The organism is Sphingomonas sp. Ell38C01 (genome assembly GCF_055231975.1).
In genome coordinates this window covers 3,564,497-3,579,906 of sequence record NZ_JBUYVA010000001.1, presented here as the reverse complement: position 1 = coordinate 3,579,906, position 15,410 = coordinate 3,564,497, and the positions used below count along the sequence as shown (strand labels likewise).

Here is a 15,410-nt window from a genome sequence, read left to right as displayed (position 1 = left end):
AGGGCGTGGCTGCCACGTCCGGTGGCGGCCACGCCTTTCGGGGGGTATCGGTCGATCAGCCGACGCGGCTGAAGAGGCGTCCGCTGCGCGGGCTCATCTCGCTGGTCGCATCATAGGCTTCAAGCCGGGTCATCAGGCCGTTCTCGCCCCGCGTGATCCGGAACAGGCGGGTGCCGGACACCCCGCGGCCGGGATCGGTCGGACGCAGCTTGAACAGCTTGATGATGACCGACTCCATCTCGGGCGTGGCGGTGCACTTCCAGTGCTTGTCGGTCTGGTATCCCTCGGCGTCGAGGCGGCATCCGGTCGGGCCCGCGCTCGGCCCGAGGGTCAGCGTATGCGTGACGAAGATCGCCACGCCGTCGCGGCCCTCCCCGCCGATGCGGCCAAGCGCCTCTTCCCAGACGAACTTGCCGTACCAGGTCGATAGCGGCGCGGCCGAGGCGGGCGCGATGGCGAGAAGGCTGGCGGCGGCGAGCACTGCGACACTTTTGATCGACGTGAACATGATGATTCTCCCGTTACGTGAAGGACTGAACGTTTCGCGGGCGGTTGGGCTTCACCGCGTATACAGCGGCATCGGGCCGCTGGCGCGTTGCACCGCGTAGTCGCTGCCCCCGCGCGGCGAGGGCCACATGGTGATGCGGAACCGCTGCTTTGCGCCGCACAGGTTGAGCGTCCAGATCTCCGCGTGAGCGCCCTGCTGCGTGAAGCTGCCGGGCACGACGCGCATGTCGGCCGAGAAGATGAAATTGCACCCGCCGGCCGCCCTGGAATAGCGGGCGATGTCGGTGAGCACGTCGACGGTGAGGCGCGGGGTCGCGAGCGTCCGGCCGGTGGTGGTCAGGCCGTAGGCGGCGGCGGGCTGGCTGGCGAAACCGGTCGCTGCGACGATCGCGGCGGCGATCAGGGTCATGCGTTTCATGGTCGTTCTCCTGTGTGCCGATCCCGCAAGAGGATCTCCGGTACGGTCGAACATGGCCGTGGAAGCAGAAATGCGCACTGCTCAATTAATGGAAAATGAACGGTGCTTAATTAAATTTGTCGATGGGGGTCCGGTCGTTGTGGTCGATACGCCAAGGGAACGATTGGCGGGACCGAGCGTCGTCGGTGGGAGCGAACGGGAGAGCAGGCCATGTCCTTCTGCAACCAATGCGGAACCGAGCTTCCAGATGACGCCAGGTTCTGCGCAAAGTGCGGCGCCGCTGTCGCTGGCGCCACTGCCGATCCGCCCGGCTTCGATCGTGTGCCCGACCAGACAGCGACGGTTGATCGGACAGCGCCTTCAGCCTCGCCACCCCGCTCGCGGGGAACTGAGCCGCTCGTGCCGGGAACTGGCGGTGGCCTGCGCTGGGTCCTCCCTGCGCTGGTCGCGGTGGCGGTCATCATCATCGGCTATCTGCTGCTCGCACCCAAGGCGACGACTCCGGTGACCGAGATGCGTGACGTCGCCGCCATGGCGGATCGAAGCGACGCCCGGCAGGGCGGGGCGTCGGATCGCCGCGCGGTCGACGAAGCGTCCGACGCTGCGACGGTTGCGGCCGGCAACACGCGCGCGAGCGACAGCGTGTCGGCAGCGGTGCTCGATTCGGCCTTCAACAGCGACCCGGCCGGCGCCGCGGTGCGTTATGCGGGGCCGATCCGCGTGTCGGGCACGATCGCGACGATGGTCCAGCCCGGGCCGACGCCGTCGCTTTCGCTCGAGGGGCGGACGCGGTTCAACTACATGATCGTCGAGTTTCCCGAGGGGTATCGCACGCGTCTCGCGCCGCTCGCCAAGGGGCAGTTCGTCAGCGTCGCCTGCGATCGGGTCCGGGGACTGGCTGGTACGACGATCCTGTCGGGGTGCCTGCTGTCCTGACCCGTCAGCGGACGCAGCGGCGCCGCAACCGATCGGTCCAGATCACCGGGTAGATCGCGATCACCGCACCCAGCCCCCATGCGATCAGGAAGCCGTTCCCGATATTGATGTTGTATCCGCGCGCGGCCAACGACGGCGAAATCGCGTCGGCGACTAGCGCCATGACGACGATGCCGACCACCAGTTCGATATGGAAGAACAGGACGGTCAGCAGGCAGCCACGCGCGTCCGCCAGCGGAGAGCGGGTGCGGGGAGGCGGATCGGGAGGCATCGTCACGCAGTGCGGCTCCTGGCAGAAGACTGGCCGCGCGAGGGTATCAGACATGCGCGCATGCTCCCACCGCGGTGCTTTCCATTGAAATGACGGCTGGCGGCTGGCAGGTTCGCTACGGCAGGAGAGACGTTCGATGGACAAGGTGCGGCGGTTCGGCTGGCTCTATTTCATCGGGTTCATGGCCGTCGTCGCGATCGGCTATGTGCCCGCTTTCCACGACGCGGATGGCAACCTGTTCGGCCTGTTCAAGCTGGACCTGTACGACGACAGCCTGCACGCCTTCTCGGGCCTGTGGGCGGGCGTCGCGGCCTGGTGGTCGTACGGCGCGGCGCGGACGTATTTCCGGTTGTTCGGCCCGCTCTACTGCGCCGACGGGGTGATGGGGCTGTTCCTGGGCAGCGGGTATCTCGACGGCGGGATCTTCCTGTACGGGCCCGTCAGGGAATCGCTCTATGCGCATGTCTTTGCCAACCTGCCGCATCTCGTGATCGGCGGGCTGGCGATCTGGGTCGGCTATCGTCTGGCGCACGGACCCGCGAACCGTGGCGTCGCGTGAAGCGGCGCTGGCGCATCGGCCTCGCGCTCGGCGCGACGGTCGCGGCGATCGTTATCGTCCCGCTGGCCTATATCGAGGGCGGGTGCCGCAGGGCCATCGCGGCACCTGCCGCCGTGCCGCACGCGTCGGTGCTGCCGCCCGCGGAGCGCCGCCCGCTCGCCCGCACCTTCCTGACCTATCCCGAATGGCACATCGTCTATGAGGCGGACGCGTTCGCACGCCATCTGATGCGCGGCGCGCCGCCCAGCAGCTTTGCGTACGGAACGCAGATCGCGAGCTTCTGGACATCCTATTGCGCCGTCAATCGCGCGACGCGCGGCAGCGCGGCGGCAGGCGATGCCAAGGTGATGATCTACACGATCGGGATCAGCTATACCGTCGAACTGGCAGTGAAGGCAGCGTACGAGCGCACGATCGGACGGTTCTTCGAATGGGCGAGCGGCTGGCACAGCGCGGACGACCGTTATGCCGCCCGCGTCCAGGCGGACTATGGCGCGTTCATGCACGAGACGCCGTGGTATCGCTTTCCGTTCGGCAAGGCGCTCGCCGGCCTGTGGCGGACCAGCGAACCCACGCTGCATGCGCGACACTGGGAGCGCCGCCTCGCGCTGTCGGGCGAATATGGCGTAAAGGCGGGCTATGCCTGGTCGATCGATCGCGCGACCGGCGCGACGCTGGGCCGCGACGACGCCACGCTGCGCTTCGTGGCGACCGCGTCGCCCGCGGCTATCCGGGCGATCGACCCGCGGCTCGTGCCCGTCCGGATGGTGGCAGGGGGTGGCACGGTCGTCGAGGCACCGCGCTATCAGCAGTTCAACGCGCTGCTCGAGAAACTGGCGGCGGCGCGGGTGCCGTTGGTCGAGATCGCGGGCAACGACGCGATCTTCGTCACGCTGCTGCTGCCGGCATCGCAGCCGAACCCGGCGGGGGCCTTGCTGACCATGCCGATCGAGCGCGCGGGCTGGCGGCGCGTCGGGGTCACGGTTAGCGTACCGGGACTGACCGCCTTGCTGCGCGAGACGGATGCGCGCGGCGGCGTGGTCGAGCATGTCTATGACTATTAGGATCGCGCGCGCTGCGGCGCTCGCGGCGCTGGTGCTGGGCATGTGGACGCTGGTGATGGTCGCGATGCCGTTCATGGGGCCGGCGGGGCGGCAGGTCGCGGTGATCGGCGATGGCGCCGCGGCGGTACGCACGATCGTGGCGGCGGGCGGCACCGTGGTCGAGGTCCGGCGCGGTGCGACGCTCGCGCGGTCGGATCATCGTGGTTTCGTCGCGGCGCTCTATGCCGCGGGCGCGCCGCTGGTGATCGAGGGGCGGATCGCGGCGGGATGCTTCGCGAAGGCGGGGGCGTAGCGCGCATACCAGGTGTTGCTGAACACGCCGCCTGGATCCCATGCGCGCTTGACGGCGAAGAACGCGCCGATTTCCGGATAGGACCGCTCGAGCTGTGCGGGCGTGTAATGGAGTTGATAGGGCAGGAAGAAGCGACCCCCCTCCTGATTGGTCAGATCGATCAGGTCGCTGGTCAGCCGCCGCATCCGCGCCGTGCCCTCGTCGGTAGTCGGCTGGTTGAGATAGAGCACGACCGAGAAGGCGGGGGCGGGGGCATAGGACAGCGCATTGTCCTCCACCCCCACCGCGCGGATCGAGGCGTTGACGACATTGGCATTCTGCGCCTGGAAGATCCGGCGCATGCCGTCGATGAACGGGACGATGCGCGTCCGCGGCACGAAATACTCGTGGAGGATATCCGTTTCGCCCGGCAGGTCGTTGAAAAGATAGGCGACCGAATCGTGCATCGGGTCGTTGCGCGCGACGAGGCATGCCTCGCCCGATCCTTGCGCCTGCGCGCGCGTCACGGTGCAGGTTTCGATCCGATGCTCGATATTCTTCTCGCTCCACCATTTGAGCGATTTGAACAGGTCGTTCTTCTTGGCGAGGTTGACGGTGAGCCGCCGGACCTTGGTCGAGGCGACCTCGCCCAGCGGTGCGCGAGCGAGCGCCTGATCCTCCGGGAAGCGGCGATATTCGTAGACCAGCGCTTCCCGCAGCAACGTCTTCGGTGCGGTCGACAGATGGACGTAGCTCAAGCCCACGCTGGGATCGGCGGCAATCCGTGCGAACGTGTCGGGGAAGGCGCGATAGTCGATCAGCTGGCGTTCGGAGCGGTAGATGTCGTTGGGCACCACATCGAGGACGGCGGACAGGATCACCCCGAACAAGCCATAGCCGCCGACGACGTGGCGGAAGAGATCGGCGTTCTCCTCGCGCGACGCGGTGACGATCCGGCCGTCGGCAAGCATGACGCGCAGGCTGCGCAGCGACCCCATCACCGCGCCCGCCTGATGATCCATGCCGTGCGCGTTGACCGAGATCGACCCCCCGACCGAGAAGATGTCGGTCGATTGCATCGCCTTCACCGCGAAGCGCGGATGGACCGCCCGCTGGATCGCGTGCCACGTCGCGCCGCCACCGACGGTGACCGTCCGCGCGGCTGCGTCGAGCCGGATCGCCTGCATCCCGCGCATGTCGAGCACGACGCCGCCCGCGCGGAAAGCCTGCCCTCCCATCGAATGTTTCACGCCGGCCGCCGACACCGGCAAGCGGTGCGCGCGCGCATAGGCCAGCGCGGTCGCGACGTCGCCCTCGCTGCGCGGACGCACGACGCCCGCCACCGCGGTTCGGCTGAGACAGCTGGCGTCGTTGACGGTGCCGCCGCGTTGCGACCAGCGCGGCTCGGCGACCGTCGCGGCCTGCGCGGGCACTCCGGGCAGCCGTGGCAGGATGTCGGCGCAATCCTTCGGCCCGACCGGATCCGCCGCGAGCGGTGCGACCCATAGCGCGGTTGCGGCCGCCATCAGCGCCAGCACCGATGCCCCTGCCAGCCAGTGCCGTGCGCGCCGCGACATGATTCCTTCTCCCTCGATCCGCCACGCATCGGCGACGGGCCGGCAGTCTGGTCGAGCTTCGCCTGCGGTACAAGCGTGCGCGATGCGCTCGCCGCCGGACCGCGCGGCGGTGGGAGCCGCGCAGGGCACCGTCAGACCAGATGCACCGATCGTCAGGGAAGGGCGGGTGCCGGATCGTAGGGCCGCGTCCGCCATCACCGGCCATAGCGTCTCGCACGCCGCTACGGCGGCGCGATCACCGCGAAGCGTCGAGCCGGTCGGCAGCCGCCTTCAGATAGGGCCTTGCATCCACGGATCGGTATCCGGGCGTCGCGATATTGATGAGCTTGGAGAAGATCTTGCCGTTTCGCAGATACCACATGGCGTTCAGGTATGCGCCCGGCTGATCTTCCCCGTCACCGAAATGAAGGAGCGCGTCATACAGGTCCTGGCCCCCCATCGGCGTGGAGGGATCGTTGTACCGGATCAGCATCCGGGGAATGCTGGTCGTCCCCTGGTCGGCCTCGAACCGGCGCGCTGCCGCCCGCACCAACGGCGCTTACGTGCTTCGCTTCGGCTTTCGGGATTTAGGTGTCGGTAGCTCCGCCGCCGTGACGCGCAGCAGTTCCCCCAGCCACTCCGCGTCGTCCCACCGATCGGTCTCGATCAGCAGGTGCGGCTTGGCCCCTGGATAGGGCGACGCTTCCGATACCGTTTCGGCATGGAGGCGACCGGATGCCGTCGGCTTTACGTAAAGCTGATCGTCGCAGATCGAGCCGACCATCTTGCCGTCGACGTAGACGCCGTATTCGCCAAACATCGGCTTGGTCGACACCGCGCCGGCGCCAGTCGCCTGTTCGAGCAGGTAATCGACTGTGCCTCGCTGCGTTGCCATGCCCCGAACCTAACAGACGCGTCGCCGGGAGCAATAGGCCCACCATCGTCTGTGTCGCCGACCTCATTGAACGCGCCGCCGCTTTCAGGGAGGGGCAAGGTGTCGGTGAATGAACGAGGATGGGTCCCTGCCGCCGTGGCGCAGGCGCGGGTAACCAACGGAGCATCAGCTATGGCGTCCGAACTATCTGCCCCGGACTGTGACGACTTTCCCGCTCCCGTTTCCGCCGATCATTTCCGACAAGACGGCCTCATTGCCTTCCGCCAGCAGAATTGGAGGGGATGCTCTTCTCGGCAGATTTCCAATCGGAAAGACTGGTAAGCGGCGGTTGTTGCACGACAGTTCATTTTCTGAGAGCGAAGCGGCGGCAATGTTCGAGGTAGCCGACTTCATGTGTTCCAGCCATGGCGACGATGGCTTGCCATAGCCATGACGGGGCATCGAGTTCGCCATCGCGGGCCGTCAACTGGTCGCACCATGCCAATCGGGCGTCGTCGCTGAGCTGGCGAGCGTGCGCCTCCCCCACGATGAACGACAGGTAGGACGCGGCGACGACCGCTTCCTTGCGGCTGAACTGATCGACTTCGATCTTGAGATCCTGCGGAGCGAGTTCGCGCAGGATCACGGGCTTGCCCATGAGATGCGCTGCGATCATCCGGTTTCCCAGATTCGGAGACAGGGCCCTGGCGCCCGCGACCACCCGTTCGGCGGGGTCGGGTGGCATCTTTGCTTTTGCGGCAACGGGTACGACGGAGGGGACCGCCTCCTTGATGTCGACCAGCGCGAGGCGTTCATCCTTTGCCTTTCCGTCCGGAATGCCGATGAGCACGGCAAAGCGAAGGCGACCGAGCGAACTGCACCCCTTGCGCCAATACGCGGCGTCGATCACCCGAAGGCGTCCATCGCCCGTAACGCCGGCCAGCCCGATGCTCCGTGAGCGGATCGGTTCACTGGCGAACAGTGCGTCGATCGCGTCCTTTTCAGCGCGCAAGAGCTTCCAGAAGCGCTTGTTGTGCGGGATGTTGGGTTCGACATCCTCGAGCCGGTCCTTGGCGAGATGCCGCCACCGCCTGCCGATCGCCTCGCGCCGTACCGACCGCACGACATCGGGTTCACGCGGATCGTCGTCGACCGTCGGGGTCAGCGCCCGGATATATCCATCGATCATCGCCTCGACCATCTGTGCGGTCGTGACACCCGGCAGGTCCGAGCTGCGCGCCGCGGTTTCGAGCGAGAGGCCGAGGCGGATGAGATCGTACGCGGGGTTGGCGATCACGGTCTGGTCGAGATCGCGGATCTGGATGTCGACGCGATGATCGGCGTCGGCCACCGGCCCCAGATTGCCGAGGTGGCAGTCGCCGCAGATCCACACCGGCGGGCCGTTCGGGATACTGGCGGCGACCTGGGATGCTTCGAGCCATTCATAGAACTGCGCCGTGTTGCCGCGAACATAGGCGTGGACCGACCGCGCCATCTTGAGCGCGCGGGTTCGCGCGAGCACGGTCGAACGTTCGTCGGGAGACACGGCCATCAATGAACTTTCGAAGCGAGAACGGCGAAAGGGCGACGCGTACCTTATTGATAATCATGCTGCGACTGCGCATCGGCGGCTTTCGGCGATGTCGATCCGGTGACGCGACGATAGTTCTGACGCTTTCTCCAGCGGCCGGCGAAGACGCGCTGTTTACCGTGGCGCTCGGTTGCCGGTTTACGGGCAGGCTGGCAGCACGCAGCCGGCATTCATCACCGTTTCCGCGACGCGAGCCGGCGGCGGTGGCGCGTCCGGGTCGTGCGACGGACCGCGCCTTGGATCGTCCTGGCGTGCCGCCCGATCCGAGCCGCGCCGTCTGGCGATGCGCGCCGATAGTCGCGGTGCAGATCCGATGCTAGTGCAACACTTTGTTTGCCCTTGGGGGGTACACACCCGGGGTATTTACGGCCGGCGGGAGCGAGCATGTGGTTGAGGTAACGGATCGGCGTGCGCTGCTGACGATCTTTTCGCTGGCGGGTTCCGATCCGGCGGGCCAGCCGCTGACGAACCACCCGATCTTCGTCACCTATGCGTTTCAGGACAGCGTGGCCGGCCTGTCGATCGCCAGCAATGGCCAGGCGTTTGCAAACAGCTTCCGCGTCCTGAGCGACGTCGAGAAGGCGAACGCGCGAGCAGCCTTCGCCGAATGGGACAAATGGAGCGGGATCACCTTCCTTGAGGTGCCGAGCGGCCAGGGCGACATCAAGCTCGCGCACTTCAATTTCGACCTCGGCGGACCATACACCTCGGCGCAGGCGGCTGCGTATGGCGGCGGCGGCATCGTCTTCGTTTCCGACAAGGTCGTCGGATCGGTCCAGCTCATGCTTCACGAGATCGGGCACAATCTTGGCCTGAAGCATCCCTTCGAAGGCGACTACACGTTGCCGAAGGCGGGCGACAATTTCCAGGCGACCGTCATGAGCTATACCAGCGGCGGGACGAGCGGCGATACGCTCGGCACGCTCGACAAGGATGCGATTTCGTATCTTTACGGCGCACCCGGATCGGACGGAACGCAGGTCGCGAGCTGGAGCTGGAACGCCTCGATCTACCAGCTGACGCAGATCGGACGCGATACCAGCGAGACGATCACCGGCGTCGGCACCAGCGACGTGATAGAGGGGCGGGGCGGGGACGACCGGATCGACGGATTGGGTGGCAACGACCGGTTGTACGGCGGCGCCGGCAACGACGTCCTCAACGGCGGCGACGGCCGCGATCTGCTCGATGGCGGCGATGGCAACGATACGCTGACCGGTAGCAACTACGAGAACGATCAGGCCGGCGGGGACACGCTGTACGGCGGCGCCGGGCAGGATATGCTGTGGGGCAATGTCGGCGGGTTCCTAGACCTGCTCGACGGTGGCGACGGCGACGACGTCATCTATGCGAATGCCGGCGACACCATCTATGGCGGCGGCGGCAACGATCAGATCCTGTTGTCGAACGTCGTCGACCTGGGTTCGACGATCATCGACGGCGGGGCCGGCGACGACCGCGCCTCGATCGGCTTTTCGGGATCGACCGGCCGAACCCTCGCCGTTTCGGGGCTTCGCCTGACCGGGATCGAGACGCTCACGCTGTACGGCGGCGCCGGCAACGACCAGATCACGGACGATTCCGCGCTGGCGAAGGTGGACCTGAGCGGCGGCGCGGGGGACGACGTGATCCGCGCGGGATCGGGCGATGGCAGCATCCGCGGGGAGGCCGGCAACGACGTGCTGTTCGCCGGCACGGGGTTCACGTTCCTGTATGGCGGCGCTGGCGCGGACCGGTTCGTGTTCGCCAGCGCCGCCACCTCGCCCAATTCTCGCGCGGACCAGATCGAGGATTTCGAGACCGGCGTCGACGTGATCGACCTGTCCGCGATGGGCGCGACCGCTATCCGTATCGAGGCGGCGGGGACGAGCAACTGGATCACCGCCACGGCGAAGGACGGCGCGTTCCGGTTGTTCGTTCGCCAAGCGGTGAGCATGGGCGATATCGTGACGCAGAGCGGGCTGATTACCGGCACCGCGGGCAACGACGTGCTGAAGGGCAGCGCGGCGAACGACACGATCTATGGCTATGCCGGCAACGACTCACTCGACGGCGGCGCGGGCAACGACCTGATCGATGGCGGCGACGGGCAGGATACGCTGGTCGGCGGCAGCGGCATCGATACGCTGATCGGCGGGCTGGGGAACGACCTGCACGTCATCGGGTCGACCGACACGATGATCCGCGAGAATGCCGGCGAGGGCACCGACACCGCGGTCGTCACCGCGGCTGCGGGGCTGACGAGTTACACGCTCAACGCCGACGCACAGGTCGAGATCGTCTCTGCCGAGGCTGGCACCGCGAAGATCAACATCACCGGCAACGGCTTCTCGCAGGTCATCAACGGCAACGACGGCGCGAACATCCTCTCCACCGGCGGCGGCGCGCCCGACACGATGAACGGCGGGCTGGGCGACGACATCTACCGCGTGTTCTCGACCGGGGACGTGATCGAGGATGCGGGCGGGTTCGACACCGTCTACGCCTCGGGCACCAGCTATTTCCTCTATTCGACCGCCTCGGTGGAGTATCTGTCGACGTCGGAGCAGGCGGGGACGCAAGGCTTCTACATGGTCGGCAACGGCGCATCCCAGGTGATCGTCGGCAATTACGGCGACAACACGATCAACGGCCGCGGCGGCGACGGCGTGCTGCTGCCCGACACGCTGATCGGCCTGTTCGGCAACGACACCTACGGCGTGTTCAGCCAGGGCGACGTCGTCCGCGAGGTCGACGGCCAGGGCACCGACATCGTCTATGCCAACGCCAGCTACCAGCTGCGCGCCGGCACCTCGATCGAAGTGCTGTCCGCGGTCGACCAGTCCGCGACGGGCGCGGCCAACGCGTTCACGCTGCGCGGCAACGCCTTTGCGCAGACGGTCGCGGGCAACGGCGCGGACAATGTGCTCGACGGGCGCGGCGGCAGCGACACGCTGGTGGGCCTGGGCGGCGCGGACGTCTTCGCCTTCACCACCGCGCTCGACGGGACCGGCAACGTCGACACGATCCGCGACTTCGGCGACGGCGCGGACCGGATCGGGCTGGCGACCGACATCTTTGCCGCCGTCACCGACGGCGGCGTCACCGCGGGCGAGTTCGTGACCGGCACCGCCGCCGCCGACGCCGACGACCGGCTGGTCTACGACCAGGCGACCGGGCGCCTCTGGTACGACGCCGACGGCAACGGCGCGGGCGCGCAGATCCTCTTCGCGCAGCTGACCGCCGGCACGACGCTGACCGCTGCCAGCTTCATCCCGATCGCGCCCGTCGCGGAGCTCGCCGCGGCGTAAGGAATCGCGAGGGTTCCGTCAGCCGAACGGGGCATTGGGTCACTTTTGCAATTCTGTCTTTCGACCGGCAGTCAGCCGCCCGCGTGCTGCTCTTTCGTGGCTGATGGAGCGCTTCGATGGACGCAGGTAGGACGACCGGCCGCTTCCCCGATATGTGATCCCTAGCTTCTGGTGTCGACGACGCTAAGGCTGATCGGCATGGATCTGGTCTTCGGCTGGCGGACGGCTGTGCTCACGGTGGCGGCGGCAGTCCTGATTCCGTTGGCGGCCGGCTTGTGGGCGTCGTTCCGCAATCGGCTGGCGGCGCGTACGCTCGCCGCGCTGCTCGTCGTGATGATTGGCGTCTTCGTGCCTTGGCTGATCGGGTTCGCCGGCTTTTACGATCGCTGGTGGTGGCTGACCTTCGCGCCGTTTTCGAACGCGCTGCTGGTCCCGCCGCTGCTCTATCTTCACGCATGCGCGCTCGTCACCGGCCGCTGGCCGCGCGCGGCGTGGCGGCACCTGCTACCGGGCGCGATCCAGTTCGTCTATCAGGCCGCCGCCTTTCTCCTGCCGACGCCGCTGAAACGTCGCTGGGCGGATATTGCTTTCACGGCCGGTGACGCGATCGTCGCTTTGCTGCTGGCGATCAGCTTCGTCGTCTATGGCGTGTGGACGGTCCGCCTGTTGCGCGGCTATCGCACCTCCTTGTCGCAGCAGCACAGCGACGACGCGCGGTTCGCGACCGCCTGGCTAAGTCGCACCGCCGTTGCCTACCCGGCGTTGGCGATCGTCTGGGCGGGCTGGCTGCTTGTCGATGTCGCGACGCCGCTCGGCTACACGGGGCTGATGCCGCTTTACGCCGCGATCGCGGGATTTGCGCTGTATCTGGGGATCGCCGGCTGGCGGTATCTCGCTTTGCCGTTTCCGGCATTCGACGCGCTGCGGCTACCGGAGGTGCCATTGCCCCCGAGCCGGAACTGGCGAGCGCAGGGCGAGGACTGGGCGACGCGGATCCGCGACAACCGCTGGTATCGCGACGACGCGCTTACGCTGCGGCGGCTGGCGAACCTACTCGCGACCAACGAGACGTACCTGTCGCGCGCCTTCAATGAAGGGCTGGGCGTCGGCTTTTCGGACTTCGTCAACGGCCTGCGCTGCGAGGATGTGGCGGCGGCACTGGCGGCGGCCGACCCCCGGCCGCTGCTGGCGATCGCGCTCGACGCCGGGTTCGCGTCGAAGGCAAGCTTCAACCGCGCTTTCCAGCGGCGCTATGGCCAGTCGCCGAGTGCGTATCGGGCGTCTCACAAACCATAAACCGCATGACGTTGGCGATCATGAGGCGACCGGCATGGGGCGAGCCATGCTTGGAACGCGCATCCATAACACCGGAGCTGCCATGATCGTATCGAAGCCTTCCCGCCGTACCATTCTCGGCGGTATCGGCGCCACGTTCGCCGCCCGGCAGCTGTGCGCCCGGACCGTCTCCAGCCCGACGCGTCTTGATCCCGCCGCGATGCGCGCGGACGCAGCTTTGCTGCGCAGGGCATACGACGCACTTCACCCCGGTCTTCTGCGTTACAACACGCCCCGCGAGATCGACATCCGCTTCGACGCGCTGGAGCAGGCGGTGGCTGCTCCGATGACGCTACGGGCCTTCTATCTCACGCTGTCGCGCTTCCTCGCCACCGTGCGCTGCGGCCATAGCTATGCCAATTTCTACAACCAGCGACGCGAGGTCGCCGCCACGTTGTTTGAAGCGCCGGACCGATTGCCGCTCGAATTCCGCTGGATCGACGACGCGATGATCGTCACGGCCGATCCGTTCGCCAGCGGAATCGCGCCCGGCAGCCGCATCCTGGCGATCAACGGCCGATCGGCGAGCGCCATTCTCGCCGCGCTCATGCCGTTCGCGCGCGCGGACGGGCACAACGACGCCAAGCGGCGCCGGCTTCTCTCGGTCCAGGGCGACGATCGCTACGAGACCTTCGACGTCTTCTTCTCGATGCTGTTCGGGCAGGACCGCTACCGGTTGGCGGTGGAGGATCCGTCCGGACGGCGACGCGTCGCGACCGTTTCCGCCGTCTCACTGGCGCAGCGCCGCGCCACCGCGCACGCCGGCGTCGATGCGGGCGGCGACACGCCGGTCTGGACGTTCGAGCGGCGTGGCGACGCCGCGCTCCTGTCGATGCCGAACTGGGGTCTCTACGACAGCAAGTGGGACTGGCGCGGCTGGCTCGACCAGGCAGTCGATCGGCTCATCGCCGAACGGGTGCCGCGCCTCGTCGTCGATCTGCGCGCGAACGAGGGAGGGCTCGACTGTGGAAATGCGCTCGCAGAGCGCCTGCTCACGCGCGAGGCACCGTTCGAGGAAGTCCAGCGGCTTATCCGCTACCGCAGCGTTCCCGACGACCTGCGCCCCGCGCTCGATACCTGGGACCGTAGCTTCGACCATCTGGGCGAGAATGCGACCAGGATCGACGAACGTTTCCTGCGGCTCGATGCGAAAGGCGATCGGGTCGATCCGATCACACCGCGCGGTAAGCGCTATGAGGGCGACGTGCGTATCCTGATCGGTCCGCAGAACAGCTCGGCGACGTTCCAGTTCGCCGATTTCGTCCGCCGCAACCGCCTCGCGACGCTGATCGGTGAGACGACAGGCGGCAACCAGCGCGGGATCAACGGCGGCTGTTTCTATTTCGTGCGTCTGCCCGCGACCGGGCTGGAAGCCGACCTGCCGCTGATCGGCCGGTTCCAGACGGCACCGCAACCCGACCAAGGTGTCACGCCGGACATCGCCCTCCCGATCACGCGGGCTGACATCATGAGGGGCAGGGATAGCCAGTTGCTCCGCGCACTTGCGTGACGGATCCCGGCGAGCTGGAGCGTTTGGAAGGCGAAACGGGACGCGATTGTTCGTCGTGATTGGGTCCGTCACTTCGTGAAACGCCACCCGGCCACTTCCAGACCGGGCGGCGCTTTTACGCAGTTACTTTTTATCTTCGCCCGATGCGCTGGAGATCGCGGTTCCCGCGGACTTCACGTCCTTGCCAGCGCCGTTCACCGTATTGCAGCCTGCAAGGCCGATCATGGTCGTCAACGCCAGCACCAGGCCGATTTTCTTCGTCATGACATTCTCCTTCGGATGGGGAAACGGGGCACGACGGATACGGTATGCCGATCCGCCGCGATCACTCAGCGCAGGCGACGACGGGTTGCCGCGGTCGCGCCGAATCCTGATGCAGCTGCGCCGATCAGCAATGCGAGCACGAGAACGAACGACGTGCCGGCAGCTGCGCCGGCAGCCTTGTCGGTGGCCGACTTGGCGGTGGCGACCGTTTCGTTCTTCGTCCGAACGAACTGCTGCTTGGCGCGCGTCACCTGGGCCTGGGCTTCGGGACGGCTGATCTTGCGCTGGGCAGCGACGATATCGACGATGCGGCTCTCGGCCTGCCGGCCATCGTTCCCGCCGCGCGCGAGGGCGGGAAGCTCCTTGGCGATTTCCTTCTGCGCCTGCTCGGGCGTCATCTGCGACGGATCGCTGGGCGCATCGGACAGATAGGCCGCGGCTTCGCTGCGCACGTCGCCTTCGTCGATACCGGCGATCGAGGCGGCCTTCGGTGCCGCCGCGCCCACCGTCGTGCCGGCCGCGCCGGCCACCGCACCGACGGTCCGGAATGCGCCGCCGATGATTCCGCCGACGGCCGAGGTCAGCAGGTACAGGGTGAGGATTAGGGTCACGCCCCAAACGACCAGGCCGTGGACCAGGGCATCGAACCGCTCGTGCACACCCGCGACCCGCGCCGCGGCATAGCCACCGGCACCCAGCGCCAGGATGGTCGTGACCAGCCAATAGATGCCGGCGCCGATCCCGAATCCGGCTGCACCCGGCGTGGAGCCCTCCACCGGATCAATCATCGTCAGCCCGATACCCGCCCCGAGAATGCCCAGGACGAGTTGCACCGCGACGGCGATGACGACACCGGCGAAGATCGCCCCCCATGACAGCCGGGTCACGGTCTTGCCGACATAAGCATCGTCGACCGGCGCGAGGCCGGTAGGTACGTTGGTCGCCATATATACTCCTGTTGAAA

At 67.1% G+C, this 15,410-nt stretch carries 16 protein-coding genes and 1 pseudogene; 8 read left to right on the top strand and 9 right to left on the bottom strand.

What is annotated here, in order from left to right; genetic code table 11:
* Positions 1 to 55: 55 nt before the first annotated feature.
* Together ACV7NO_RS16970 and ACV7NO_RS16965 are read right to left on the bottom strand one after the other, a co-directional pair.
* Positions 56 to 508, bottom strand: coding sequence for a DUF5991 domain-containing protein (locus ACV7NO_RS16970; RefSeq protein WP_463407128.1), 453 nt, complete (start codon positions 506 to 508; stop codon positions 56 to 58).
* 51 nt (positions 509 to 559) lie between these two features.
* Complete coding sequence (locus ACV7NO_RS16965; RefSeq protein ID WP_463407127.1) at positions 560 to 925, bottom strand: hypothetical protein; 366 nt, start codon at positions 923 to 925, stop codon at positions 560 to 562.
* Between the two features lie 210 nt (positions 926 to 1,135).
* Between ACV7NO_RS16965 and ACV7NO_RS16960 the strand changes: the two are divergent.
* Together ACV7NO_RS16960 and ACV7NO_RS16955 are read left to right on the top strand one after the other, a co-directional pair.
* A pseudogene (locus ACV7NO_RS16960) lies at positions 1,136 to 1,201 on the top strand (zinc-ribbon domain-containing protein); the annotation flags it as partial.
* Positions 1,202 to 1,324: 123 nt separating this feature from the next.
* The gene (locus tag ACV7NO_RS16955; RefSeq protein WP_463407391.1) at positions 1,325 to 1,861 is read left to right on the top strand and encodes a hypothetical protein; all 537 of its coding nucleotides are present in this window, start codon (positions 1,325 to 1,327) and stop codon (positions 1,859 to 1,861) included.
* A 4-nt stretch (positions 1,862 to 1,865) separates the two neighbouring features.
* Here ACV7NO_RS16955 and ACV7NO_RS16950 read toward each other — a convergent pair whose 3' ends face one another.
* Positions 1,866 to 2,186, bottom strand: coding sequence for a hypothetical protein (locus ACV7NO_RS16950; RefSeq protein WP_463407126.1), 321 nt, complete (start codon positions 2,184 to 2,186; stop codon positions 1,866 to 1,868).
* An 82-nt stretch (positions 2,187 to 2,268) separates the two neighbouring features.
* Between ACV7NO_RS16950 and ACV7NO_RS16945 the strand changes: the two genes are divergently transcribed.
* Genes ACV7NO_RS16945 through ACV7NO_RS16935 form a run of 3 tightly spaced genes read left to right on the top strand, consistent with a single transcriptional unit; the run spans position 2,269 to position 4,047 of the window.
* Positions 2,269 to 2,691 (top strand): DUF4383 domain-containing protein, encoded by a 423-nt coding sequence (locus ACV7NO_RS16945; protein WP_463407125.1) that lies wholly within the window; start codon positions 2,269 to 2,271, stop codon positions 2,689 to 2,691.
* Positions 2,688 to 3,755, top strand: coding sequence for a hypothetical protein (locus ACV7NO_RS16940; RefSeq protein ID WP_463407124.1), 1,068 nt, complete (start codon positions 2,688 to 2,690; stop codon positions 3,753 to 3,755). Before ACV7NO_RS16945 ends, ACV7NO_RS16940 begins: the two co-directional genes overlap by 4 nt.
* Positions 3,745 to 4,047, top strand: coding sequence for a hypothetical protein (locus tag ACV7NO_RS16935; RefSeq protein WP_463407123.1), 303 nt, complete (start codon positions 3,745 to 3,747; stop codon positions 4,045 to 4,047). The genes ACV7NO_RS16940 and ACV7NO_RS16935 overlap by 11 nt, the downstream gene beginning before the upstream one ends.
* Here ACV7NO_RS16935 and ACV7NO_RS16930 read toward each other — a convergent pair.
* The 4 genes from ACV7NO_RS16930 to ACV7NO_RS16915 all read right to left on the bottom strand — a co-directional run bounded on the left by ACV7NO_RS16930 (position 3,975) and on the right by ACV7NO_RS16915 (position 8,008).
* Positions 3,975 to 5,603 (bottom strand): FAD-binding oxidoreductase, encoded by a 1,629-nt coding sequence (locus tag ACV7NO_RS16930; RefSeq protein ID WP_463407122.1) that lies wholly within the window; start codon positions 5,601 to 5,603, stop codon positions 3,975 to 3,977. The genes ACV7NO_RS16935 and ACV7NO_RS16930 overlap by 73 nt on opposite strands.
* Before the next feature lie 235 nt (positions 5,604 to 5,838).
* Entirely contained in the window at positions 5,839 to 6,132 is a 294-nt protein-coding gene (locus ACV7NO_RS16925) for a DUF5694 domain-containing protein (RefSeq protein WP_463407121.1), read from the bottom strand.
* Between the two features lie 9 nt (positions 6,133 to 6,141).
* Positions 6,142 to 6,477 (bottom strand): TfoX/Sxy family protein, encoded by a 336-nt coding sequence (locus tag ACV7NO_RS16920; RefSeq protein WP_463407120.1) that lies wholly within the window; start codon positions 6,475 to 6,477, stop codon positions 6,142 to 6,144.
* A gap of 343 nt (positions 6,478 to 6,820) precedes the next feature.
* Positions 6,821 to 8,008, bottom strand: a complete 1,188-nt coding sequence (locus ACV7NO_RS16915; RefSeq protein WP_463407119.1) for a DUF2252 family protein — start codon at positions 8,006 to 8,008, stop codon at positions 6,821 to 6,823.
* A gap of 425 nt (positions 8,009 to 8,433) precedes the next feature.
* Here ACV7NO_RS16915 and ACV7NO_RS16910 point away from each other — a divergent pair, with 425 nt between their 5' ends.
* From ACV7NO_RS16910 to ACV7NO_RS16900, 3 genes are all read left to right on the top strand, one after another.
* Positions 8,434 to 11,337, top strand: a complete 2,904-nt coding sequence (locus ACV7NO_RS16910) for a M10 family metallopeptidase C-terminal domain-containing protein (protein ID WP_463407118.1) — start codon at positions 8,434 to 8,436, stop codon at positions 11,335 to 11,337.
* A 198-nt stretch (positions 11,338 to 11,535) separates the two neighbouring features.
* Complete coding sequence (locus tag ACV7NO_RS16905; protein WP_463407117.1) at positions 11,536 to 12,633, top strand: AraC family transcriptional regulator; 1,098 nt, start codon at positions 11,536 to 11,538, stop codon at positions 12,631 to 12,633.
* Positions 12,590 to 14,182 (top strand): S41 family peptidase, encoded by a 1,593-nt coding sequence (locus tag ACV7NO_RS16900; protein WP_463407385.1) that lies wholly within the window; start codon positions 12,590 to 12,592, stop codon positions 14,180 to 14,182. The genes ACV7NO_RS16905 and ACV7NO_RS16900 overlap by 44 nt, the downstream gene beginning before the upstream one ends.
* A 123-nt stretch (positions 14,183 to 14,305) precedes the next feature.
* On the opposite strand, the gene ACV7NO_RS16895 is transcribed toward ACV7NO_RS16900, so the two are convergent.
* Together ACV7NO_RS16895 and ACV7NO_RS16890 are read right to left on the bottom strand one after the other, a co-directional pair.
* Complete coding sequence (locus ACV7NO_RS16895) at positions 14,306 to 14,446, bottom strand: entericidin A/B family lipoprotein (RefSeq protein WP_463407116.1); 141 nt, start codon at positions 14,444 to 14,446, stop codon at positions 14,306 to 14,308.
* A gap of 65 nt (positions 14,447 to 14,511) precedes the next feature.
* Positions 14,512 to 15,393: a hypothetical protein gene (locus ACV7NO_RS16890; protein WP_463407115.1), complete on the bottom strand. Its 882-nt coding sequence runs from the start codon at positions 15,391 to 15,393 to the stop codon at positions 14,512 to 14,514.
* Between the last annotated feature and the right edge of the window lie 17 nt (positions 15,394 to 15,410).

Excerpts from the sequence above, each read along its gene's own strand:
- ACV7NO_RS16970 (WP_463407128.1), bottom strand. The coding sequence starts at position 508 with ATGTTCACGTCGATCAAAAGTGTCGCAGTGCTCGCCGCCGCCAGCCTT.
- ACV7NO_RS16965 (WP_463407127.1), bottom strand. The coding sequence starts at position 925 with ATGAAACGCATGACCCTGATCGCCGCCGCGATCGTCGCAGCGACCGGT.
- ACV7NO_RS16950 (WP_463407126.1), bottom strand. The coding sequence starts at position 2,186 with ATGTCTGATACCCTCGCGCGGCCAGTCTTCTGCCAGGAGCCGCACTGC.
- ACV7NO_RS16945 (WP_463407125.1), top strand. The coding sequence starts at position 2,269 with ATGGACAAGGTGCGGCGGTTCGGCTGGCTCTATTTCATCGGGTTCATG.
- ACV7NO_RS16935 (WP_463407123.1), top strand. The coding sequence starts at position 3,745 with ATGACTATTAGGATCGCGCGCGCTGCGGCGCTCGCGGCGCTGGTGCTG.
- ACV7NO_RS16930 (WP_463407122.1), bottom strand. The coding sequence starts at position 5,603 with ATGTCGCGGCGCGCACGGCACTGGCTGGCAGGGGCATCGGTGCTGGCG.
- ACV7NO_RS16920 (WP_463407120.1), bottom strand. The coding sequence starts at position 6,477 with ATGGCAACGCAGCGAGGCACAGTCGATTACCTGCTCGAACAGGCGACT.
- ACV7NO_RS16915 (WP_463407119.1), bottom strand. The coding sequence starts at position 8,008 with ATGGCCGTGTCTCCCGACGAACGTTCGACCGTGCTCGCGCGAACCCGC.
- ACV7NO_RS16905 (WP_463407117.1), top strand. The coding sequence starts at position 11,536 with ATGGATCTGGTCTTCGGCTGGCGGACGGCTGTGCTCACGGTGGCGGCG.
- ACV7NO_RS16900 (WP_463407385.1), top strand. The coding sequence starts at position 12,590 with ATGGCCAGTCGCCGAGTGCGTATCGGGCGTCTCACAAACCATAAACCG.
- ACV7NO_RS16895 (WP_463407116.1), bottom strand. The coding sequence starts at position 14,446 with ATGACGAAGAAAATCGGCCTGGTGCTGGCGTTGACGACCATGATCGGC.
- ACV7NO_RS16890 (WP_463407115.1), bottom strand. The coding sequence starts at position 15,393 with ATGGCGACCAACGTACCTACCGGCCTCGCGCCGGTCGACGATGCTTAT.